The sequence below is a fragment of the Rhizobium sp. BK316 genome (assembly GCF_014193695.1).
Lineage (GTDB): Bacteria > Pseudomonadota > Alphaproteobacteria > Rhizobiales > Rhizobiaceae > Rhizobium.
In genome coordinates, this window is record NZ_JACHZR010000001.1 from 434,959 (window position 1) to 458,609 (window position 23,651).

Here is a 23,651-nt window from a genome sequence, read left to right on the forward strand (position 1 = left end):
AGTATTGCGGGCAGTATGTGCAAAGTCCGACGGCTCCCTGACCTCGATCTGCATCAGGCGCCTTCGAAGACGACGGCGCTATGGATGCGCAGCCGCGGCACCGTGATGCTGATGGCGCCGTCGTCGCCGACATTCCAGGCTAGATCCTCACCCGTCATCGCATCGAAGACGCGCTTCGGTTTTGCCGGCAGGCGCACTGTGGCATTGACCGGGCCGATCGCCGGAATGTCCTCGATCATCTCCATCACGCGGGTCGAGCCGTCATCGCCGCGCACGTCCTTGCCGCGGATCTGCGGCGGACCATAGAGCAGATGCAGAATATGACGGTCATGTTCGATCTGGCGCGTCAGCGTTGCTCGACCGGACGACGGCAGGTCGGTCGCCATTGCCGGGTTGGGAACGAGACGGTCGAGTAGCCCGCGAACGACGTATTTGTAGAGCGGCTGGCCCATCGCCCGGTAAAGCCGGAAAATCGGGTAGGCAATGTAGGCCGCACCCTTATGTACGGTCACCGCAGCACCGACCATCTCGGCATCTGTGTCGTCGGGCGCATGCTGGTGCGAGCAGAAATGTTTGTAGGAGCGATTGAAGTAGGATGGAAAGATACCTGCCAGAACAGTCGCACCGACCGACCGGACGGTTTCCGCGTCGTCATAAAAGACGAAAGCCGTTTCCGGCATGGAGGCGTCGAGGTCTTTGCCCGCCTTTACGTAGCTCGGTCTGAAAGCGACGGGTGCCGCGCCTCTTTCGATGCCGAAATCAACAGCGAATTTACCGTTCTCGTCGAGGCCCGAATGCCAGGAGGCGATGATCTTGCCGCCACCGGCTAAATACGACTTCAGACGTACGGCGAGCGCCGCATCGACGGGGATCTCGTCGGGCAGGATAAGCAGGCGATATTGTTCAAAGCGGCCCGATATATCGAGGACATCGAAGGGGCGTTTCAATTCCTGCAGCACCTGTGCCGCACCATCATCGCTTGGATGATTGCGTGCTCCCCCGGGGTTCATATGTTCCGCCGAAAGGATGGCGATCTCGGAGATTTGTTTTGCTCCTTCCAGGAAGGGTTCGAGCTTTTTGACGCGATGATAGGCCGGTGCGATCGACGCATAGGTATCGGGATTGATCGCGCCATTCGGATGCAACTGGTCGCCGACCAGGCATTTGGAGCCGAGCGCAATCATCTGGGCGCATTCATATTCCAGCGCATCCGGATGTTTGAAGCCGCCAAATTCGCCCCAGGACGTATGGAATTTGCCGGTATGGGCGAGGAAATCCATGCCCAATGTGGCCGCGTAGCGCGCGCTCGAAGGGAAGTGGTCGTAACCCCAGCCGCCGGTCGGCAGGCTTTCGAGCTCGAGATGCGAATAGGTCGAGAAGCGTTCCGGCCCCTGCTTGTGGATGTGGCCACAATTGTAGAAGACGCGCAGGCCTGGAAATTCCGCAAACAGCGCCTCGCTGGTCTCGCGACGGAACTGCTCGTTGACGGCCTCGTCATTCTTCAGGCGGTCGGCCGGATTTTCCGGGTCGAGGCCCTCGCACAGCATGCGTTCGACGCAGGCGGGGCAGACGCAGTCAGGCGTCAGAATGATATCGAAGAAGAGCCCCTGTGTCGGATAGCTCTGCGCCACCTCGCGCGCCTGTTCGAGAATATAGTGCCGCAGGCCCGCATGGTTGAGGCAGAGCGTATGCCAGGCGGGGCTAAGCTGCTTGCCGGCGGAGGGATCTGCCGGCCGGTCGTGGTGGTAGCGGTTCGAGGCGCTCATGGCGCGCCATTCGGGATGTTCGCGGGCCGTCAGCTCGTCCCACTGCACGGAAATGTAGATCGGGCTTTCGATATCAGCCGCCGCCAGCGCCTTCACCATGTCGCCGAGCAGGTCCGGGCGGGCAAGCTTCGGATGCGGCTTGCCGACCTTGGTCGGATAATAGGACCAGCCGTGATGGCACTTGGCGAAAATGGTAATGGAATCGACATGGGCTCCCTTCAGCGTCGAGACGAAAGCATCCGGATCGAAATCGGCGCCGATGCCCGGAATATGTTCCGACGTATGGAAGTCGAGATGGATCTGGCGGTAGCGCAGCGGCTTGTTCGTGGTCTTGGGCATGGTCCTATTCCTTTGCGCCGGTGCGTGTCTGCGAGCCGGCGGCGAACTGACGTTGGAAAATGAGGAAGACAAGCAGTGGTACGATGGTGGTAATCATGGCCGCCACCGATCTCAGGTCCCAGTTGATCTCGTAGCTGCCGGAAATGCGGGCGAGCAGTACGGGAAGAGGTACATCGCTGCGCAAAAAGAGCATGGGCAGCAAGAGCGCATTCCATGTCCACAGGAACTGCAAGATGCCGACGGCGAAGATCGGTGATAGGCTGTTCGGCAACACCACATGGCGGAAGGTCGCGAGCGGTCCGCAACCGTCAATCTTGGCGGCTTCCACCAATTCCCTAGGGAAATCTTCGAAGAAGTTTTTGACGAGGAAGATCGACCAGGCGAATGACAGTCCGACATAGGGGATGAGCACAGAGAGGATATTGTCGATCAGCCCCATATCGCGCCAGAGCGTGAAGAGCGGAATGATGACGACCTGCTGCGGCAGCACGAATGCGTTGATGATGATGATCAGCAGCACCCGGCGGAAGGGAAATGTCAGGAAGTGGAAGGCATAGGCGGCGGCCGGCGTCAGCAGCATGGTCAGCGCCGTCGCAATGCCAGCCGTCTTCATCGTCACCCACATGGAGTCTGCGAGCGGATATTTGTCCCAGACGCGGCGCCAGGCATCCAGCGTAAGATCGAAATGGTCGAAGCGCCACCAGCCGAGCGACACGCCCTCCGGCGGGCGCAGTGACGTGACGACGATGCCGATGATCGGGATCACCCAGATGAAAGCGACGATGCCGACGACGACGATAATCCAGCGAGGAGCCTTTCCGATCATTTCGCACCTGCCGTTCGCTGGATGATGGCCGGGATCGAAACGATGAGAACCGCAAGGAGCAGGATAACGGTGGCCGCCGCTCCGTAGCCCAGTTTGAACTGGGTCATGGATTCCCGGTACATGAAATAGCCGACGGTTTCCGTGGAGCGCACCGGCCCGCCGCCGGTGAGAATATAGATGATATCGAAGGCGCGCAGTGCCGTCAGAAGGTTGATGAAGACGGCGACGCGGACACCCGGCATCGACAGCGGCATCATGATATGTCGCATGGTCGAAACCGGTTTGGCGCCATCCATGTAGGCGGCTTCGAGCACGGATTTCGGTATTGCCTGAATGGCGGCGAAGATCAGCATCAGGGGCAGGCCGACACCGCTCCAGGAAGCCGCGACGATCAGAGCCCAGAGGGCCGTGTTGGCATCCCCCAACCAGGCATGCGCAAAGCCCGGAAAGCCCAGGAGCTGGATCAGCGAATTGAGCAGGCCGCCGGCATCCGCCCGATAAATGCCGATCCACATATAGCCGGAAACCGCCTCCGAAATGCCGAAGGCCGCGAAGATCATCACCCGGAAGGGCAGAGTCTGCTGCGGCGCAAAAGCACACAGCATCGCCAGAGCCCAGCCGATCGCCACTGAGATGACAGTCGTGCCGATGGTGAAGATCAAGGTCGTCAGCAGCGTGTTGCGAAATGCCGCGTCGGCAAAGAGCCGCACATAATTGCCGAAGCCGATGAAAACAGGCTTTCTCAGCCCCTGGATATCCCAGAAGCTCAGCCGGATCGTCTCCACAAGCGGGTAGATCACGGCAATCGCAAACAGCACGATAACAGGCGCAATCAGGATCAGTGCGGCGGGCGTGTCCTTGAGCAGACGCCGACGGCCCTGGATGCCAGCCGCCAGCGGAGAACCCTGCATCACGCCCGCCGCTTCCCGCACCGGGGAGGCGGATGTGTCAGCCATCAGTAGGAACCCTGGGCCTTGGTTTCGATAGCGGCAAGAACCGTGTCGATATTGGCATCGGACGGATCCTGCAGGAATTTCTGCAGCTGCACGCGATACTCGTCGACGAGATCGCCCGGCAGAAGGTCGCCGAGCACGAATTGCAGCTTCGAGTTCGCGACGGCCTGCGTCGCCACTTTCTGTACTTCGCCATAGAGCGAAGCATCGACGTTGCTGCTCGGTGAAGCGTAGCCGGCCTTGGCGAGAATGTTGGCGGCCTCGGCACTCGTCCAGAAATCGAGGAAGGCGTCTGCCGCCTTCGGATTGGGGCCGTTCGTCGTCACCAGCAATTCCTTGGCGTCGACGCTTGACGTATCGTCATGGCCCATGCCGAGAGACGGGAACTGGAAGAGACCGTAATCCTTTCCTTCGGTGAGTTTGTAGTCGTTCTTGGCGCGGTTGTTCATCCACATGCCGATCAGCAGATAGTTCTTGGCATTGGCCTGAAAGATCTGATCGGCTTCGCCGTCCCAGTCATTGGCGAGCATCGTATTCGGCGCGCCGCAGCAGCCGGATGTGAGCATCTGCGCGTATTTGGTAAGCGCCGTCTTCACAGCCGGATCAGTCCACGGAATTTCATGGGTGGCAAGCTTTGTCGTCGTCTCGATGCCTGCGGTTCTGAGCAATAGGGTTTCAAACCACTCGGCATGTGCCCAGTATTTGCCGGGGATCGCGACCGGCGCTGCATAGCCGGCTTGGGTGAGCTTTGCGAAGGACCCGACAAACTCGTCCCAGGTCTTCGGCGGCTCGGCAATGCCAGCCTTGGCGAGGTGCTCCTTCTTGTACCAGATGCCGGAGCGGTCGCCGAACGTATAGGTCAGGCCGTAAGTCTTGCCGTCGATGGCGCCGAGATCCTTCCAGGACTGGCTGATGAGCTTGTCCCAGCCGAAGGATTTCCACTGGTCGTCGATGGGCCGCAGCATGCCGGCATCGGCAAGTTCCTTGCGGAAGGCCGGCCATGTGTTGAAGAGCACGTCGACGACTTCGCCGCCCATCAGTGCGGTACGGATGCCGCCGCGCATGTCGCCTTGGCCGGTGACGACGACTTCGCGGATCGTCACATTGGGATATTTCGCCAGAAAGGCCTTCTGGATTGAATGCATCATGTCGAGTTCGGAGCCGCCGAGCCAGTTGAGAACGACAAGTTCACCACTCACTGCGTCCTGTGCCCGTGTCGCACCGGTCATGGCCAATAAGGCGGTGCTTCCTGCTCCGGCGAGCAGCGTGCGGCGACGAATTTCGGGATTAAATTTACTGCTGCTGGTCATGCCACGTCCTCCCAAACGTTGACTGTTACCGTCATGCATTCAATTTAGTTGAAACGTTATCATCTATATTGTGTGCCGCAAGTGTTTTTATCGATAATAAACAACTATGAGTCTAACATATTGGGAACAAACAATAAAATCGGGAGTTGATGATTATCTTTTGCGGCATTGCAGGACCTGCAGTAGAAGAAGGGTTTCTCCTTCCTCTTCATCGCCCATGACCTCGCCGTCGTGCGGCACATCGCTGATCGCGTGGCTGTGATGTATCTCGGCGGGATCGTGGAGATCGGCGACAAGCGAAAGGTCTATTCCGCCTCGCTGCACCCCTCTACGCTAGCGCTGCTATCAGCTGCGCCCGAACCCGATCCTGATCGCAAAAGTCGCCGTATCGTACTCGAGGGCGATGTGCCGAGCCCATCGCGCATTCCATCTGGCTGCAGCTTCCATACGCGCTGCCCGATCGCCCAGGACATCTGCAAGGTCGAGCGGCCGGTATGGCGGGAAGTCGCGAGCGGCCAGATGGCCGCCTGCCATCTCGCCACTCCCAATCCGATCCCGCTACAGGTGTGGGAAGCCGTCTCCTAGCCTTTTTGCTTCGGCGCCTTTGACGCAGCCTTCAGCCGGCGCCAGGGTGTATGATCCGTCTTGATCGTGATCGATGCGGAAGGCGGCAGCAGCGGTACACGCTTGCGGCGTCCGAAGTGGCGTTTGAAGCCGAGGATGTTTTCGACGAAGCTCCGGGTAAAGAGGCCTGGGCCGCTGGAGTAAATGCGCCAGCCGCCATCGACGTCGATCTTGCCTTTCTTGACCTGATCCCAGTCGCTCATCGCCTGATAACGATCAGGGAAAGCGGCGTCGCTGCTGCTGAAGTAGGTGTTGCGCTGGCGCAGTGACGCATGCGCCAGGGCGTCCGTGACAGCGATCGGGTTGGCGACGCCGATCGTCTTCCAGAGGGCCTTTGCATCCTCGGCGATGGCAAGCGTTTCGCAGTAGCGCAGATGCGCATGCACATACATGAGGCCGATCTCGCGGCCGAAGAAGGACGAGGATTCCGCGCGCCGGAACAGCGTTTCCGGGCCGCCGGCATAGGTCGCGGGCTTCTCCATCAGGCGTACGCCGTCGGGGAAGAACAGGTGTTTTTCAATCAGCTTCATGTGCTGTTGCCGCTGCTCCGGCGTGAAGAGTTTGCCGAGCATCGCCTGCGTCATCGAGATCAGCGAGTAGTGCAGCCCCGTGCGTTGGTCGTCAGGATGCAGCAACAGTTCGACGCCATCGTGGGCGGGATCGAAGATGCCGTAGCCGGCGACAACGCCATCGCGGATGAGGTGCTTGTTGAAGTCGCGCCGCATGGCGGTGGCGATCTTGCGCAAGCCGGTTGCGTTCGCGCCCTGGCCGATCCGGCGCAGGATGGCGGAGTAGCGCACGAGTTGCTCGTAGAGCAGGGAAACGGTCCAGCTGCTCACCATCCAGTCGCGCAGATGTGGATCGGCCGGCTGCAGGGAATCGTTCCAGTCGCCCTCGCCATAGCGGATCAGATGCGTGCCGGGGATGAAACGCTCGCGCACGGTATCGAGTAGCTTGTCGACATGCACGGCGATCGTATCGGCCGGTGCCTTGCCCATGGTCTTGTCATCGCGCCAGGAGACCTTTTCATCGAGGATGGCAAGGTCACCGGTCGCCTCGATATAGTCGCAGAGCGCCTTCAGCGGCCAGACGACGATATCGCCATGGCTGTCGCCGGAGCGGATGTTGGAATAGGGCTCCAGCATGAACCATTGCGGCCAGTCGCCCTTTTCGAGATACTGCTCGCTGAAGACCGTCTTCACCACTTCCTTGGCTTCGCTATCGTGCTCATAGGCAAGCAGGAATTCAATCGGTCCCTGGCAGGCGTCACGCGTACCCCAGGCGGCACCCGTATATTGTTCGAGCCCATGCGGCACACTCAGATGCACGATCGCATCATGCGCCAGCCATGGCAGCATTGCCGCATGCGCTTGAGCCTCGGCTTTCGGCTTGTCCAGCGTCAGGCCGCGGATGGTGTGCTGCCAGAAGTGCGACGCCGGTGTCAGCATCGCTTCCTGCGTTACGCCGCTTGCGTAGCGTTCGGCCAGACGCTCAGCCTCCGCCTTATCTGTCATCGAGCCGACGACAGCGAAGGAAAACGATTGTGTTTCCTTCGACCGCAGGGCGATGAAAGCGCCGTTACGGGCGATGCCATCCTCATAGAGAAGCTCGTCTCCGCCGATTGCCTCCAGAACATCGGGTGTCGGGCTCACCAGCCAGTAGCTGGCATCGGGATAGCGTTCGCCCCAGAGCCAGTGCGGATCCGGACGGAAGAGAATGCGTTTGGCATCATTGTCGAATTCGACATGGCCGCTCGCATCATATTCCCGCTCTCCGAGAACGAGATGGCCGAAGACGAGGAACCGGCAGGGCTTGCCCTCAACCGAGACCGCCCATTGCATCGCGGCATCCTCCCCGGACGCCGCGGCTGTCACGGTGATGGTGCGATCGGCAAGACGATAGATCCAGCGGCAGTCGCTGAGGCCTATCTCGAAGGCGGAGGGAACAGCGAGAAGCTGCCAGCCCTGGCCTGCGTCGGTCAGGATGCGCAATCCGGTGGTCCGCGTCAGGTTATAGGGATCGCGGGAGACGGAAAACAGCTTGTGGAAGGAGGTATTGCCGATCGTCAACTGTGCCGCGAAGATGCCCTGCATCCAGCAGGTAGAGGCCAGTGTCGCGTCGTCGAGCAGCATATTCTGTCCGCTGCGCACGATCGCGCCGTGGCGGCGTGCGACCAGCAGCTCTTTCTCCTGAAGGACGACGTGGCGGTTGAGTGCACCCTCGGCTACGAAAAAGGAGAGGAGTTTTCCACCCTTACGCTCATCGAGCATGCGCTCGGGATAGAGGCGGGCGATTGCCTTGTCGTCGAGTGCGTCGACATCAAGAAGCGCGGCATCCTGCAGGATGCTGCGCGGCGGCGTTCGCTCTGCCGGTCCGGAACCGTTCTTTTCGATCGTGCTCAGATGGTCGAGGCGGGAAAGATCGGCATCATCAGATGCCGCCTGATGATCATTAAGGAACAAGCCGAAGAAAGTCGCCGTCACGCCCTCGGCAGATATGGACAGCGGCTTCGATTGAAGTGCAGGGCAGGCCATTTCATGCTGACGGCGCTGGCACGGCAGGTCCGTGCCGAAGGGGCCAACCAGCAGATCGTCGCTCCGGGCGGCCGATTGCACGAGTTGGATTGCGTCGGTGGCATAGGCGGCGACGCCTTCGAGGCAGCCCTGCGCGAGCCATGGATTGCGCCCTCCGCCTTGCTTGAGGTTCTGCCTGTTCATTACGACAAAACCGAATGCCGGATGCTCGGCAATATGGTGGTCGACATATTGCGAGGCATAGGCTTCGCTGTTCATCAGGAAGCCACGATCGCCGAGGCCGATATCCTGAACCAGCACGAGATCGGCCGGCAGCGTCTCCTTGCCGGTATGCGTCAGCGTAACCTGCCAGAACCACGTCGTCTCGGAGGGAGTAAGCACGAGGCTCACCTGATAGTGGACATCTCCGACATCGCCGCTCCAGGAAAAGCCCGTCTCACCATGGCCGAAGCGACCTCGCGCCCGAGGCCCGACGATCTCTGCAACGGCAGGCTTCTTGCCGCCGATCCGCAGGTAAAGACGCCCGACGCCGCCGGAAAGCGGCGATCCCTGGATCTGGTTGATCTGCACCGATCCGAGGCCATCGACATAGTCGATGGAAAAGAGCGCGCCGTTCGGCAGTGCGGATATGGAGAGGCCGGAGCCATTGGCGATTGTCAGAAGGCCAAGGTCGTCGCGGCGGGGCATCTGCAATTTGCGATTCAGTCTCGAAGACATGTGAGATCTCGTGTCGCCTAACAGGGAATCGGAGAATGACGCAAAAATGTTTGAGCCAAATAATACCCGTTGTCACTGAGTTAGATCAGTGACGTGCTGACGAACTTTCCCTGGAGCGCAATAAACATTGGCTCAAAATCGAGGACAGCAGAACCAATCCGCCTCGGCGCCTCGACGACGCGAGTATTAAAGCGCATCACCTTCCGAACGTCGAGGAACAAGATTTTCTCGGGGAGGGCAGATGCATCGAAGACATCCGAGGCCGGTCCGGCGTAACACCGAACCGGCCTGGCTGACTAGATATTCTGACCGCCAGACACTTCAATGCGCTGTGCCGTGACCCAGCCATTGTCAGGGCCAATCAGGCTGGCGATCATCGGGCCGATATCGTCGGGCAACCCGACGCGGCCGAGGGCGATCATGTTTGCGAATGCCTCGTTATAGGCTGGCGTATCGCGAACCGCGCCGCCCAGGAAATCTGTCGCAATCGCACCTGGAGCGACCGTATTCGCTGTAATACCGCGACTTCCGAGCTCTTTCGCCAGGTAGAGCGTGAGGATTTCGACCGCTCCCTTAGCTGCGGAATAGGCGGAAAATCCCGGATAGGAAACGCGGGTGAGGCCGGACGAGAAATTGACGATACGGCCGCCATCGACAAGGAGCGGGAGCAGGGTCTGAGTCAGGAAGAAGACGCCCTTGACGTGGACATTGAAGAGATTGTCGAACTGCGCTTCCGTAGTCTCCGCGAAACCCGCCATCTCACCATGACCGGCATTGTTGATGAGGTGATCGAAGTTGGTGCGCGACCATGTCACCGTCAGAGCGGATCGAACGGCTTCCGCGAAGGCCGGGAACGCCGACGTGGTACCGACGTCGAGCTGCAGCGCCACTGCCTTGCGGCCGAGAGCTTCTATTTCGGCCACGACAGCCTTGGCTTCTTCTGCGCCATTTCGGTAGGTCAAAATGACATCGCCACCATGCTTGGCGATGCTGATGGCGGTATTGCGTCCAAGGCCGCGGCTTCCGCCGGTTACGATTGAGATTGTCGTCATAGGTCAACTCCTTTTGTGCTGATTGCTAATCAACACAATGCCCCCAGGCCAATGCGAACTGCTGCCTATTTCTCCAAACGAATTGCCTATTTATCCGAAACCGAAGCGTCGCATCGTCCTGCGCGCTTGCGATATGGCTCAAATGCTTGCTAATCTGGCGTCATTCAAGGCAGGCAGACAATCTCAACTTGCCTTTTTCTCCATTGCTGTAGGAGTTCTGATGAGTTTGCTGGAGATCGTCCGCCGTCATGCAGACATCAACGTCGATCGCTTCGGACTGGCAGCAACTCCGATCCCCGGTCTGACGGCTATCCGCGCCCTGAACCCAAGCGAAATCCAGTTTGCGATCAACAGGCCTCTGGTTGCACTGGTTCTACAGGGGCGAAAGAGAGTGAGCATCGGGCCGGAAACGTTCGACTTCGGCGCAGGTGATAGCCTCCTGATCACCGCTGACGTCCCCACGGTGAGCCAGATCACAACGGCACGCCGCATTGCTCCCTATTATTCTCTCGTTCTCGAACTCGACCTCGCCCTGATCCGCGAACTGGGTTCGGAAATTGGCCCAATGACAGTTTCGACCTCGAAACCCGTTAACGTAGACCCGACGGAAACTGAGGTCGCGGACATCGCCGCCAAGCTCATGGGCCTCATCGATCGGCCCTCAGTCATGCCGATCCTGGCGAGGCAGCATCTAAGGGAGATGCACTTCTGGCTGATGACCGGCAAGCACGGCGCCTCAATCCGGGCGCTCGGTCAGACAGATGGCCACGCGGAGAGAATTGGGCGTGCCGTTGCCGTCATCCGCGAAGATTTCGCTCGTCCCTTACGAGTGAATGAACTTGCCGAGACGGCGGGCATGAGCCTTTCGTCATTTCATCAGCATTTCCGCACAGTGACCACATTGTCACCACTTCAGTTCCAGAAGCAGTTGCGCCTGATCGAGGCGCGAAGGCAGATGATCTCGGAAGGCGTTCCGGCCAGCTCGGCTGCGTATTCCGTCGGCTATGAGAGCGTCACGCAGTTCACCAGGGAATATGCCCGCCAGTTTGGGGCACCGCCCGTTCGTGATCTCAAGGCGTTGCTGGAAAATGGCGTAACCGCTGCGTGAATTTGACAAGACAAGCTTTTGTTCATCGTCCCGGCGCTTCCTTAAGCCCGGGCAAACAACGGCAGATTGGCTTCAGCCATCAGGTGGCAAGCGGCAAAAACCTCCCCCACGCCAATCAGTACGGGCCGGTCGAGGCCGATTTCCGCCATGGCCGAAGAAAGGCCGTCCAAACTGCCGGCCCAGCGCCGCTCGTCGGCATTGGCAACAGAACTGACGATCACAACAGGCGTTCGTGCATCGAGACCAGCCTCGATCAGCCTGTTCTGGATTGCTCCGGCTGTCCGTCCACCCATGTAGAAGATCGTCGTTTTTCTTGTGTCTGCGATAGCCTGCCAATCGATCGTCTCGGGCAGGTTGCCATGACGCGAATGGCCGGTGACGAACTGTACGGCTTGCGCGTGATCGCGATGGGTAAGCGAAACGCCGAGCCGTGACGCCATGGCGCTTGCGGCCGTGATGCCGGGTATGACTTCGACCGGGATATTATGCTGCTTCAGATAGGCGATTTCCTCTCCGGCGCGGCCAAAGATCATCGGATCGCCGGATTTCAGCCGCGCGACATTCTTGCCGGCCTTGGCGAAGGTGAGCATCATTTCGTTGATATCCTCCTGCCGGCAACTTGTTCGGCCGCCGCGCTTGCCGACGAGCAGACGTTTTGCCTCGCGCCGCGCAAGTTCGAGAACCTCGTCCGACACGAGATCATCGAACAGGATGACATCGGCCGCCTGTAATGCCCGCACTGCCTTCAGCGTCAGATATTCCGCATCGCCGGGACCGGCGCCGACGAGCGTTACTCGTCCAACGGGGCGTGTCGGAGCTGGCCGTTTCATATCGACAAGCAGATCGCGTACGCACGCTTCAGTCGGCGCAGTTGCAAAGGCACGATCGACGAAATGCTCCCAGAAGGCGCGACGCTCTGCTCCGGGTTTGAGACGAAGGGCAATCTCCTCACGCAGCGATTGGGCGAGGGCCGCCCAGGATTTGAGCGATGCCGGCAGCAGCGTTTCGATGCGGCGGCGAATGGCCTGCGCGAGGATGGGGGCTGCGCCATCCGTCGAGATCGATACCACGACGGGCGAGCGGTTGACGATGGAGCCGAACTGGAACTGGCAGAAAGCCGGCTTGTCGATCACGTTGACCGGAACCCCGGCCCGCTGCGCGGCCTCGAAAAATAGCCTGGCCTCGGTCTCGTCATCGCAGTCGGCCACGGCAATGGCTGCCCCCGCAAATGCATCCTCGTGCCATGCTGCGGGGCGATGGATGAGTGCGCCTTTCGGATGCGCGGATCCTTGTTCGACGAGAGCCGCACAGGCCTCGCCGAGCTGTTCAGCATAGATCTCGACCTTCGCGCCGCAGGCAGCGAGCAGTTCCGCTTTCCAGGCGCAGGCGTCCGAGCCGCCGGCGACAATGACCCGCTGTCCGGCGAGCGACCAGAAAACCGGCAGTTTGGCGAGCGGTGCCATGCGGGCCGGCGTCCGCTCGGCAATCTCATTCGGCAGCGTCTGCAACACAGGCATTGATGATCCCCCTGATTTCGGCGCGGCAGGAACCGCAATTGGTACCGGCCTTGATTTCGCTGCCGATCGCCTCGACGCTGCGGCAGCCGGAGCGCACGGCGGCAACGATCTGGTTGACGCCGACGCTGAAGCAGGAACAGACCGTCGCGCCCGGATCCGGCATGTCAGCACCCGGGCGGCCGGCGATGATCGCAAAGCGGCGGCGCAGGTTGCGGTGGTCGGCGGTCAGCTGCGACACCGCCCAATTGCGGGCGACGGCAACCGGTTCTCTCGCAAGGAAGAGCGCGGCAAGCAGCTTCCCTCCATCGAAGAAGGCAAGGCGCCGGTCACCGGATTGACGGTCGGCATAACCTATTGGTTCGACATGGTCAGGGATGGCGAAGGTCTGGCGGCACCATGCCGTCCAATCTTCGAGTTTGTTGTTGAAAGCGAGTTCCAGCCTCCAGCCACCATCCGCCTTTGCAAGTGCCCAATAGTCCGCATCGGGAGCCTCGGGCCTCGCCATGCTAACGGCAAAGCCATAATAGTCTGCGCGATAACGGCTGACAGCGACGGCGACATTCTTGGAGGCGGGCTGACCCGAAACGGTATCGGTCGCCGGCTTTACGACAGCGCCGATGCGTCCCTTTGCGGAATTCTGGTCGCTCCAGTGCATCGGCACGAAGACGCTGCCGCGTGCCTGCCGGTCAGTTACAAGTGCGCGGATGACGGCCTTTCCGTAGGCGCTTTCGACCTGGACCAAGGCGGCATCGGCTATGCCGAGTTCCATCGCATCGCGCGGATGGATTTCCGCGAAGGGTTCGGCAATGTGGGATGATAGCCGCGCGCTCTTCCCCGTGCGCGTCATTGTGTGCCACTGGTCGCGGATACGGCCGGTGTTCAGCGTAAAGGGATAGGCGCCATCTGTTTTGTCGGTTGCCGGCGCCTCAACGGCTATGAAGCGCGCCTTGCGATCGGGATGGAAAAAACCACCTTCGGCGAAGAACCGCGTTTCTTGGCTGTCCGTCCCGGAAGGCTGAGGCCACTGGAACGGTTTCAACGCGTCATATGCCGGAGTACGCGTTTCGGCGTAGGCGCCGATATCGAAGTCGCGGCTGCCGTCATTCTCGAAGGCGGAAAGGGCCGCGTGTTCGGCAAAGATGTCCGCCGGCGATGGATAATCGAAGGCGTCGGCAAAACCCATCCTGCGTCCGACTTCTGCCAACTGCCACCAGTCGGCACGTGCTTCTCCCGGCAAATCGAGAAAGGGGCGCTGCCTGGATATGCGACGCTCCGAATTGGTGACCGTACCATCCTTCTCGCCCCAGCCGAGCGATGGCAGGAGCACATGTGCGTGCCGTGTCGTATCCGTCTTGTGCAGGATGTCGGACACGACGACGAAGGGGCAGGCAGCAATCGCCGCCTCGACCCTGGTGGTATCGGGCAGGGAAACGACGGGATTGGTCGCCATGATCCAGAGTGCCTTGACGCGTCCCTCCTCGACGGCGCGGAACAAGTCGACGGCTTTGAGGCCGGGCCTTGCGGCAATGTCGGGCGCATTCCAGAAGCGCTGCACCCGGTCGCGATCATCAGCGCTTTCGATCGCCATGTGAGCGGCCAGCATATTCGCGAGCCCGCCGACCTCGCGCCCGCCCATGGCATTCGGCTGGCCCGTCAGCGAAAACGGCCCCATGCCGGGTCGGCCGATGCGCCCCGTCGCCAGGTGGCAATTGATGATGGCGTTGACCTTGTCGGTGCCGGAAACGGACTGATTGACGCCCTGGCTGTAGCAGGTAACGACCTTCTCCGTCGTCTCGAACAGCCGGAAGAATTCCCTCACCTGCATGGCCGGCAGACCGGTGCGCTCAAGCAGGTCGTCTAAAGTCAGCGCGGCGGCAGCGGCAAAGGCTGTACCAAAACCTTCCGTATAGGCGCCGATATAGTTCTGGTCGATCGCGGGGCCTGCCGCGAGATGGGCGAGCAGCCCCATGAAGAGCGCCACGTCGCCATCGGGCCGGATGGCGAGATGCAGGTCGGCGATATCGCACGTCATCGTCCGGCGCGGATCGATGACGACGATCTTCAGGCCCGGCCGGGCTGCCTTGGCGGCAGCGAGCCGCTGGTAGATGACGGGATGGCACCAGGCAAGGTTGGAGCCGGTCAGTATGACGAGATCGGCAAGTTCAATATCTTCATAGAGGCCCGGCACCGTATCCGAACCGAAAGCGCGCCGGTGACCGGCGACTGAGGAAGACATGCAGAGACGGGAATTCGTGTCTATATTGGCCGAGCCGATGAAGCCTTTCATCAGCTTGTTGGCGACGTAGTAATCCTCGGTCAGAAGCTGACCCGAGACATAAAAAGCGACGGCCTCAGGGCCGTGTTCGGCAATGGTCTCGGAAAACCTGCTGGCGACGAGATCGAGCGCCTCATCCCAGCTTGCCTGTCTGCCATTGATCTCAGGGTGGAGGAGGCGGCCATCGAGATCGATCGTTTCGGCAAGCGCCGAACCCTTCGAACAGAGCCGGCCGAAATTGGCCGGATGTTCCGGATCTCCCTTCACGGTCACCGTACCTGCCTCGTCCACACGGGCGATCACACCGCAGCCGACGCCGCAATAGGGACAGGTGGTCTTGACCTCCGCTCCCATCATTCGGCCGCCATGACAAGGCTTTCGAGCGCGATATAGAGCGTGCCGCCCTCGTTCTTGAGGGGGATCGTGCGCACCGCGCCGTCATCGGCCCCGAGGGCTTTGCCGGTCTCCAGCGAGATCACCCAATTGTGCAGCGGGCAGGTGACGGCATTGCCATGCACAATGCCTTCGGAAAGCGGCCCCCCCTTGTGTGGGCAGCGGTTTTCGATTGCATAGACTTCTTCCTCGCTGGTGCGGAAGACAGCGATGTTCATATGCGGGGTCTTCACGCAGCGCGAGCCGCGCAGCGGAATATCGGAGATATCGCCGATCGGGTGCCAGTTCATGATGGTTCTCCTCACTCGGCTGCCTGACTGAAACCGATGGTCGCCATCGGCCGGAACTCATGCTTGTCCTTGCCGGAGACACGCTCCGACCAAGGGTCGACCTGCGCAAATTTCTGGGAAAAGACGAAGCGCTCGTAATAGGCCTGGCGCTTGTCATGGTCCTCCATGATCTGCCGGCGGATCTCGTCGAGGCCGATGCGCTTGGCCCATTTGTAGATGCGTTCGAGATAGCGGCCTTGCTCTCGGTACATCTGTGTCAACGCCACGATATGTTCGAGCGCTTCGTCCTCGGTCTTCACGAGGCCGAGCACCTCGGTGCCCTTGATATCGAGACCTGCGGCGCCAGCGAAATGGATCTCGAAACCGGAGTCTACGCAGATGACGCCGATATCCTTGCAGGTCGCCTCGGCACAGTTTCGCGGACATCCGGAGACTGCCATCTTCAGTTTGGCCGGCGTCCAGGAGCCCCACATGAATTTCTCGATGCGGATGCCGAGACCGGTGGAATCCTGCGTGCCGAAGCGGCACCAGTCGGAGCCGACGCAGGTCTTTACCGTGCGCAGGCCCTTGGCATAGGCCTGGCCGGAGACGAAGCCGGCTTTGCCGAGATCGGCCCAGACGGCCGGCAGGTCTTCCTTCTCGACGCCGAGCAGGTCGATGCGCTGCCCGCCGGTCACTTTGACCATCGGGATCGCGAACTTGTCGACCACGTCGGCGATGGCGCGTAGTTCGCCGGAATTGGTCACTCCGCCCCACATGCGCGGCACGACGGAGTAGGTGCCGTCCTTCTGGATATTGGCGTGGACGCGCTCGTTGATGAAGCGCGACTGGTAGTCGTCGGCATATTCGTCCGGCCAGTCGCAAACGAGGTAATAGTTCAGCGCCGGACGACATTTGGCACAGCCGCCGGATGTCTTCCATTCCAGTTCCTGCATGACGGCGGGAATGGTTTTCAGCTTCTTTGCCTTGATGAGGCGGCGCACATCGTCATGGCCGAGCTCGGTGCAGGTGCACATCGGCTGGACGGCCTTCGGATTATAGGCGTCGCCGAGCGTCAGCGACATGAGCTGCTCGACAAGGCCGGTGCAGGAGCCGCAGGAGGCGGATGCCTTTGTATGGGCACGCACGTCATCGAGCGATGTCAGCCCCTTGGCCGTGATCGTGGACGTGATCTTGCCCTTGCATACGCCGTTGCAGCCGCAGATTTCCGCATCATCCGGCAAGGCTGCAACGGCCGCCATAGGGTCCAGCGGGGACCCTCCCTGATAGGCCTGGCCGAAGATCAAGGTGTCGCGCATCTCAGAGATGTCGACCGCCTTTTTCTTGAGATCGTTGAACCAGGCGCCGTCGGAGGTTTCGCCGTAAAGCACCGTGCCGATAATGCGGTTGTCCTTTAGCACCAAGCGCTTGTAGACGCCCGCGGTCGCATCACGCAGCACGATTTCCTGCCGGTCATCACCGTCGGCGAAATCACCCAGAGAATAGAGCTCGATGCCGGTGACCTTGAGCTTGGTCGGCGTGTCGGAATGCACGAAGCCCGGCTTGGTATCGCCCGCGAGATGGGCGGCTGCCACGCGGGCCATCTCGTAGAGCGGTGCGACAAGACCGTAGACCATGCCGCCGACTTCGGCGCACTCGCCGAGGGAGTAGATGTCACCATCGGAGGTCTGCATGCCGGCATCGACGACGATGCCACGATTGACGGCAAGCCCGGCGTCCTTGGCGAGATTGACGTTCGGCCGAATGCCGACCGCCATGACGACGAGCGTGGCCGGAATGATCGTGCCGTTGTCGAGCTCGACGCCTTCCACTTTGCCGTTGCCGATGATCTGCTTGGTGTTGGCCTTGCAGATGACCTTGATGCCGCGGTCCTCGACCGCCTTCTGTAAGAGGTAGCCTGCGGCGGGATCGAGCTGGCGCTCCATCAGCGTCGGCATGACGTGCAGCACGGTGACATCCATGCCGCGTTGTGCAAGGCCGGCGGCCGCTTCCAACCCGAGCAGGCCGCCGCCGATGACGATGGCCTTTTGCCGCGACTGGGCGGCGAGCAGCATGGCCTGCACGTCGTCGAGATCGCGATAAGTGATGACGCCGGGCAGATCCTTGCCGGGAACGGGAATGATGAACGGAACGGAGCCCGTGGCGATGACGAGCTTGTCGTAGCTCTCGGTCACACCGTGATCCGACGTGACCGTCTTCCTGTCGCGGTCTATCGAAACGATCTTGTGGCCCTTGTAGAGGGTGATGCCATGATCGATGTACCAGCCGTCGCCGTGGATGACGATCTGCTCGTAGGTCTTTTCGCCCGAGAGGACCGGCGAGAGCATGATGCGATCGTAATTGACGCGCGGCTCGGCGTTGAAGATCGTGACCTGATAGCGGCCCGGCGCCTGTTCGAAGAGGTGTTCCAGCATGCGCCCAGGCGCCATGCCGTTACCGATGATAACGAGTTTTTCGGTCATGGTTTACTCCGCGGCTTCGACGAAGCGGTGACGTTCGTAGAGGAACTTCAGCACGGCTTCGCGGCATTTGAGATAGGTTCGGTCGGAGGCGAGTTCGATCCGGTTGCGGGGACGGGCAATCGGCACGTCGAGCACTTCGCCGATGCGGGCTGCCGGCCCATTCGTCATCATCACGATGCGGTCGGAAAGCAGCACGGCCTCGTCGACGTCATGGGTGATCATGACCATTGTGTTGCCGAGCCGGGCGTGGATCTCCATCACGGCGTCCTGCAGATGCGCACGGGTCAGTGCGTCGAGCGCGCCGAAGGGCTCGTCGAGCAGCAGGATCTTCGGCTCCATCGAGAGTGCCCGGGCGATGCCGACGCGCTGCTTCATGCCGCCTGATATTTCGGAGGGGCGTCTGTCTTTCGCATGAGCCATCTGCACGAGGTCGAGATTGGCCATGACCCAGTCGTGGCGCTCCGCCTTGCTCTTCTTATTGCTGAAGACCTTCGAGACGGCGAGATTGACGTTTTCATAGACCGTCAGCCAGGGCAGCAGCGAATGGTTCTGGAAGACGACGGCACGTTCGGGGCCGGGCTCGTTGACCTCACGGTTTTCGAGCAGCACGGCTCCCTTCGAGACAGGCGTCAGGCCGGCGATCAGGTTGAGGAGCGTGGACTTGCCGCAGCCGGAATGGCCGATGATCGAGACGAATTCGCCCTTGTCGATGACGAGATTGATGTCCTTCAGGACCTCTGTACGGGCGCCGGCCCGGTCGAAATGCTTGTCGATATGGTCGAGCTTCAGATAGGCGTTCATGGTCGATCCCCTCAATTGGCCGAGGCGCCGCGCGTGACGAGTTTGCCGATGGCTGCCACGAGCTTGTCGAGGGCGAAGCCGACGACGCCGATATAGGCCAGGGCCACGATGATGTCGGGCAGGCGGGAGGAGTTCCACGCATCCCAGATGAAGAAGCCGATGCCGACACCACCGGTCAGCATCTCGGCGGCGACGATCGCCAGCCATGACAGGCCGACGCCGATGCGCAGACCAGTGAAGATGTAGGGGGCTGCCGAGGGCAGCATGATCTTGAAGAAGAACTCGAACTGGTTGAGCCGCAGCACCTCGGCGACATTGCGATAGTCCTGCGGGATATTGCGCACGCCGACGGCGGTATTGATGATGACCGGCCAGATCGAGGTGATGAAGATCACGAAGATCGCCGAAGGATTGCTGTCCTGGAAGGCCGCGAGCGACAGCGGCAGCCAGGCAAGCGGCGGCACTGTACGCAGCACCTGGAAGATCGGATCGAGGCCGCGCATCGCCCAGACCGACTGGCCGATAATCGCGCCGATGACGATGCCGGCTATGGCTGCAAGGCCGAAGCCATAGGCAACCCGCTGCAGCGAAACCAGCACGCGCCAGCCGAGACCGATATCCTGCGAGCCGTAGTTGAAGAAGGGATAGGCGATGAGATCATAGCTTTCCTGCCAGACCTGGTGCGGCGATGGCAGCGAGGCGTTCGGCGAAGAACAGAGGATCTGCCAGAGGCCGAGAATGATCGCGAGAACGATCAGCGGCGGCACGATATTGCGGGCGACGGCGATCGAAAGAAGCTGCAGATCGATCTTGCGCGCCGGCTTCTTTGCGAGATGGACGACATTGGCCGTTTTCGGCGCAACAATCGTCTTGATGGTTTCATTCTTTGCAAGCGCTGACATGCGTTCGCTCCTTGATGGAATAAAAGGCCGGCGCGCGCCCCACGCGCCGGAGGCGGGGATTACGAAGCGGCCTTGATGGAAAGGCTGTCGAGATAGGCAGACGGGTTTTCCGGATCGAAGACCTTGCCGTCGAAGAAGGTCTCCTTGCCGCGCGACGGCGAGGCCGGAATATCGGCCGCAGCAACGCCGAGGTCCTTTGCGGCGTCGCGCCAGATGTCCTCGCGGTTCACCTTGTCGACCAGCGCCTTGATGTCCGTATCGGGCGCGAGTTTGCCCCAGCGGACGTTCTCCGCCATGAACCAGGTATCGTGGCTCTTGAAGGGATAGGAGACGCCGCCAGCCCAGAACTTCATGTAGAGGTCCGTGCCATGGGCGACTCGGCCATTGCCGTAGTTGATGTCGCCCTTCAGGCGGCCAAGCACATCCTTTGGCGGTACGTTGAACCATTGCCGCTTGCCGAGGATGGTCGCCATTTCCTCCTTGTTGTCCATGCTGTCGCACCATTGTTGGGCTTCCATAATGGCCATCAGCAGGGCCTTGGCGGCATTCGGGTTCTTTTCCACCCAGTCGGCGCGCATGCCGAGGGCCTTTTCCGGATGGCCTTTCCACAATTCGCCGGTCGTTGCCGCTGTGAAGCCGATGCCCTGGTTGACGAGTTGCTCGTTCCAAGGTTCGCCGACACAGAAGACGTCCATGTTGCCGACCTTCATGTTCGCCACCATCTGCGGGGGCGGCACGACGACGGTCGAGACGTCCTTGTCCGGATCGATGCCGCCAGCGGCGAGCCAGTAGCGGATCCAGAGATCATGGGTGCCACCGGGGAAGGTCATGGCGGCTTTCACCTCCTTGCCATCGGCCTTCTTCTTTTCGAAGGCGGCCTTCAGCTTGGAGGAGTCGAGCTGGACGCCGGTATCGGCATATTCCTTGGCGACCGAGATGCCCTGGCTGTCGTAGTTCAGACGTGCCAGCAATGCCATCGGCACCGGCTGGTTGTTCTGGGTCACCTTGCCGGTGTGCATGAGATAGGGCAGCGGCGAGAGGATATGGGCGCCATCGATGCCGTTGGCCGCGCCGCCGAGAACCAGATTGTCACGCGTTGCCCCCCAGGAGGCCTGCTTCGCCACATCGACTTCAGGAAGGCCGTGTTTTTCGAACAGACCCTTTTCTTTGGCGACGATAAGTGGCGCTGCATCTGTCAGGGCGATGAAACCAAGCTTGACGCCGGTCACTTCGGGTGCGGCTGCAGCGGCGAAGGCGCCCGAAGGAAATGCCGTCCGAACAGCGCTCACGAGGGCTGCTGCTGCGGTGGTCTTCAGCATGCTGCGACGGCTGATCGCGGTCGTGAAAATCTTGGTCATGCGCGGGCTCCTCTGGGTGGCTGCCGGAATTTTCGAAATAAAAAAACGCCGCTCGGAGATTGCATCCTCGGGAAGGGAGAAGTCCCGGGCAGCAAAAACCTTGCGACGTCGATGTCTTTTGTGAGCGCTTATTACGCACCCATCCTGCGCCCGGTCGCCGTTGACCGGTACGATTTTAGCCCTGCAAGCAGCGTGCCAGTTTGTTGGTGTTTCTGCAGCCTATTGAAATTAAAGGAGATTGTTTCGGATTAAAGCTGCCGCTGTTTTTTGAAGCACGAAATCGCTCTGCAAAACTTTTGTGCGATTGCTCAGTCGCAGATCGAAAATGCTGCAAGCGATTTATGCAATGCAGCAACCCTTTCAGGTCTCATCAGACTGCGGAATGAAGGGCAGATCGCTCTTCACCTCAAAGCCCGCAATATAATCCGGCAGTTTCGATGGATCGAAAACGTGACCGTCCATGAAGCGGTCGTTTTCGTCGGCGCCTTCGATGCGCACGTCGGCATCGATGGGCGCGCTGCCCTCGCCAAGGGCTGCGCGATAAAGGTCCGGGCGGTAGGCGGAAGCGGCTGCGCGTGCGGGGTTGAGTCCGAGTTCGGCCTGGCCCCAACGGATCATCTGGCTGTAGATCCAGAGCGCTTGGCTCGTGCGAGGATAGTTGGCAAAACCCGCATGGAACATGAAGTAATTATCGATGATGCGCCGGTTGCCCCTCGCATCGAGGCTGAACTCGCCGGCCAGTACATGACGGATGATGTGAACCGGCGCTGCGATATAGCGGGCATCCGCGAGGGCCTCGGCAAGCGCATCGTGGTTTTCCGGTCTGTCGCACCAGCGTGCCGCTGCGTCGAGAGCGACGATCAGCCGGGAGACCGTTTCCGGATGGCTGTCCGCCCATTCCGGGCGCATGCCGATCACCTTTTCCGGCGCAGATGGCCAGATATCCTGTTTGGCAGCGACGATACGCCCGGCACCGCGCTCTGACGCCACCATGTTCCAGGGTGCGCCGACGCAAAAACCGTCGATCGCGCCGGCAGCCAGTGCATCCGGGGTCAACGGGGGCGGCACGACGACGAGTTTGACGTCCTTGTCCGGATCGATGCCGCCGGCGGCGAGCCAGTAACGGAATTCGTAATTATGCGAGGAAAAGGGGTAGGTGACACCGAAGGTCGGCAGCGGCTCGCCGCTTGCCTTCATTTCCGCCAGCACCGTTGAGAGCGCCTTGGCGTTTTCCAGTGCACTGGCAGTTTCGGAAAGCCCGGCCGCATTCCGCATCCTGTCGAACAGGCGGGTCGAAAGCGTGATCGCATTGCCGCCGCGCCCAAGGGAGAAAGGCGTGATCGTCGGGGATGGGTTGGAGCCGAGGCCGAGCATGGAGGCAACGGGCATTGGCGAGAGCATGTGAGCAATATCGAACTGCCGGAAGGCAAGGCGATCACGGACATTGGCCCAGGAGACGTCCTTGACGAGATCGAGCGTCAGGCCTTCCTTCCGGACAAAACCGAATTCGGAGGCGGCGACCAGTACGGAGGCATCGACAAGCGGGATGAACCCGGCTCTCAATGTTCTGTCGCCTTCGCCATTAAGCCGTGCGGGGGCGGGCAGGCCGGCGCCGGGGCCGAGATTTGTCGTCATCATATTCACTCCGGCTTCCTCCGGACATCAGCACACGGAGCCGCCATCACATCAAAAGCCCCGCCGCCGTGACGACGCTCTGGGCGATGTCGGACATTTTCTTCTTCTCGTTCATGGCCGTCTGGCGAAGCAGTGCGAATGCCTCTTCCTCCGACAGTCCACGCATCTTCATCAATATGCCCTTGGCGCGTTCCACCACTTTGCGTTCTTCGAGCGCCGATTTGGCGTCGGCAAGTTCGCGCTGCAGTCGGCTGAAGGCATTGAAGCGGCTGACCGCCATATCAAGAATGGGTTTGACACGCTCCTTCTTCAACCCGTCGACGATGTAGGCCGAAACGCCCGCATCCACTGCGGCCTCGATGGAGGCCGTGTCGGAACGGTCGACGAACATGGCGATCGGCCGGCCGACCGTGCGGGTCAGCTGGAACAGATGCTCCATCATGTCGCGATTGGGGTTCTCGATATCGATGATGATGACATCGGGCCGTAGCGTATCGATGATGCGCGCCACGCCCTGAACCTCGTGAATGACAGTCACGCGCGCGTGGCCAGCCTCCCGCAGCCCCTCTTCGATGATGGAGGCGCGAATGGTATTTTCATCGATCACTAGAATGGTCAGATCGAGCCGGCTCATTGCGCATTTATGACGCAGCGCAGCAAAGTGCACAAGCAAAAAAGGCAAAATTTTAGGCATAAATACATAATGATAAAAAAATGATCATTTTGCTTTATATCCGTGCAGCATCTGATCCGCGTATGGGCCTTTGAAAACAGGCCGCAACATCCATG

At 60.5% G+C, this 23,651-nt stretch carries 17 protein-coding genes; 2 read left to right on the forward strand and 15 right to left on the reverse strand.

Annotated elements, in window-relative coordinates:
• Nucleotides 1–53: 53 nt before the first annotated feature.
• From FHT87_RS01905 to FHT87_RS01920, 4 genes are read right to left on the reverse strand one after another with little or no spacing between them, the layout of a single operon-like run.
• Nucleotides 54–2,105, reverse strand: a complete 2,052-nt coding sequence (locus FHT87_RS01905; protein ID WP_183799040.1) for an alpha-L-fucosidase — start codon at nt 2,103–2,105, stop codon at nt 54–56.
• Nucleotides 2,106–2,109: 4 nt separating this feature from the next.
• Entirely contained in the window at nt 2,110–2,931 is an 822-nt protein-coding gene (locus FHT87_RS01910; RefSeq protein ID WP_183733205.1) for a carbohydrate ABC transporter permease, read from the reverse strand.
• Nucleotides 2,928–3,887, reverse strand: coding sequence for a sugar ABC transporter permease (locus tag FHT87_RS01915; protein ID WP_183733203.1), 960 nt, complete (start codon nt 3,885–3,887; stop codon nt 2,928–2,930). Before FHT87_RS01915 ends, FHT87_RS01910 begins: the two co-directional genes overlap by 4 nt.
• On the reverse strand, nt 3,887–5,194 hold the full coding sequence (locus tag FHT87_RS01920) for an extracellular solute-binding protein (RefSeq protein WP_183733200.1): 1,308 nt from the start codon (nt 5,192–5,194) through the stop codon (nt 3,887–3,889). The genes FHT87_RS01915 and FHT87_RS01920 overlap by 1 nt, the downstream gene beginning before the upstream one ends.
• Before the next feature lie 231 nt (nt 5,195–5,425).
• On the opposite strand from FHT87_RS01920, the gene FHT87_RS01925 reads away from it, so the two are divergent.
• Entirely contained in the window at nt 5,426–5,779 is a 354-nt protein-coding gene (locus FHT87_RS01925; RefSeq protein WP_348649343.1) for an ABC transporter ATP-binding protein, read from the forward strand.
• On the opposite strand, the gene FHT87_RS01930 is transcribed toward FHT87_RS01925, so the two are convergent.
• Both FHT87_RS01930 and FHT87_RS01935 read right to left on the reverse strand, forming a co-directional pair.
• Complete coding sequence (locus FHT87_RS01930; protein ID WP_183799044.1) at nt 5,776–9,069, reverse strand: cellobiose phosphorylase; 3,294 nt, start codon at nt 9,067–9,069, stop codon at nt 5,776–5,778. The two genes, FHT87_RS01925 and FHT87_RS01930, sit on opposite strands and share 4 nt — an antisense overlap.
• Before the next feature lie 296 nt (nt 9,070–9,365).
• Entirely contained in the window at nt 9,366–10,121 is a 756-nt protein-coding gene (locus FHT87_RS01935; protein WP_183733195.1) for an SDR family oxidoreductase, read from the reverse strand.
• A 217-nt stretch (nt 10,122–10,338) separates the two neighbouring features.
• Between FHT87_RS01935 and FHT87_RS01940 the strand changes: the two genes are divergently transcribed.
• Nucleotides 10,339–11,229, forward strand: coding sequence for an AraC family transcriptional regulator (locus FHT87_RS01940; protein WP_210276816.1), 891 nt, complete (start codon nt 10,339–10,341; stop codon nt 11,227–11,229).
• Nucleotides 11,230–11,270: 41 nt separating this feature from the next.
• Here the strand turns inward: FHT87_RS01940 and cysG are convergent, their stop codons facing one another.
• The 9 genes from cysG to FHT87_RS01985 form a co-directional block, all read right to left on the reverse strand.
• Nucleotides 11,271–12,746: a siroheme synthase CysG gene (cysG, locus tag FHT87_RS01945; protein WP_183733192.1), complete on the reverse strand. Its 1,476-nt coding sequence runs from the start codon at nt 12,744–12,746 to the stop codon at nt 11,271–11,273.
• A complete protein-coding gene (locus FHT87_RS01950; RefSeq protein WP_183734179.1) occupies nt 12,718–15,375 on the reverse strand; it encodes a nitrate reductase in 2,658 nt (885 codons plus the stop codon). Before FHT87_RS01950 ends, cysG begins: the two co-directional genes overlap by 29 nt.
• Nucleotides 15,375–15,704: a nitrite reductase small subunit NirD gene (nirD, locus tag FHT87_RS01955; RefSeq protein ID WP_183733189.1), complete on the reverse strand. Its 330-nt coding sequence runs from the start codon at nt 15,702–15,704 to the stop codon at nt 15,375–15,377. The genes FHT87_RS01950 and nirD overlap by 1 nt, the downstream gene beginning before the upstream one ends.
• A gap of 11 nt (nt 15,705–15,715) precedes the next feature.
• Nucleotides 15,716–18,166, reverse strand: coding sequence for a nitrite reductase large subunit NirB (nirB, locus tag FHT87_RS01960; protein ID WP_183733186.1), 2,451 nt, complete (start codon nt 18,164–18,166; stop codon nt 15,716–15,718).
• 3 nt (nt 18,167–18,169) lie between these two features.
• Nucleotides 18,170–18,967 carry an ABC transporter ATP-binding protein gene (locus FHT87_RS01965; RefSeq protein ID WP_007816841.1) on the reverse strand — a complete coding sequence of 266 codons (798 nt, stop codon included), beginning with the start codon at nt 18,965–18,967 and terminating at the stop codon, nt 18,170–18,172.
• Between the two features lie 11 nt (nt 18,968–18,978).
• Nucleotides 18,979–19,869: a nitrate ABC transporter permease gene (gene ntrB / locus FHT87_RS01970; protein WP_183733183.1), complete on the reverse strand. Its 891-nt coding sequence runs from the start codon at nt 19,867–19,869 to the stop codon at nt 18,979–18,981.
• 59 nt (nt 19,870–19,928) lie between these two features.
• Entirely contained in the window at nt 19,929–21,227 is a 1,299-nt protein-coding gene (locus tag FHT87_RS01975; RefSeq protein WP_183733180.1) for a CmpA/NrtA family ABC transporter substrate-binding protein, read from the reverse strand.
• 360 nt (nt 21,228–21,587) lie between these two features.
• Nucleotides 21,588–22,862 carry a CmpA/NrtA family ABC transporter substrate-binding protein gene (locus FHT87_RS01980; protein ID WP_183800973.1) on the reverse strand — a complete coding sequence of 425 codons (1,275 nt, stop codon included), beginning with the start codon at nt 22,860–22,862 and terminating at the stop codon, nt 21,588–21,590.
• A 46-nt stretch (nt 22,863–22,908) separates the two neighbouring features.
• The gene (locus FHT87_RS01985) at nt 22,909–23,496 is read right to left on the reverse strand and encodes an ANTAR domain-containing response regulator (protein ID WP_007816832.1); all 588 of its coding nucleotides are present in this window, start codon (nt 23,494–23,496) and stop codon (nt 22,909–22,911) included.
• Between the last annotated feature and the right edge of the window lie 155 nt (nt 23,497–23,651).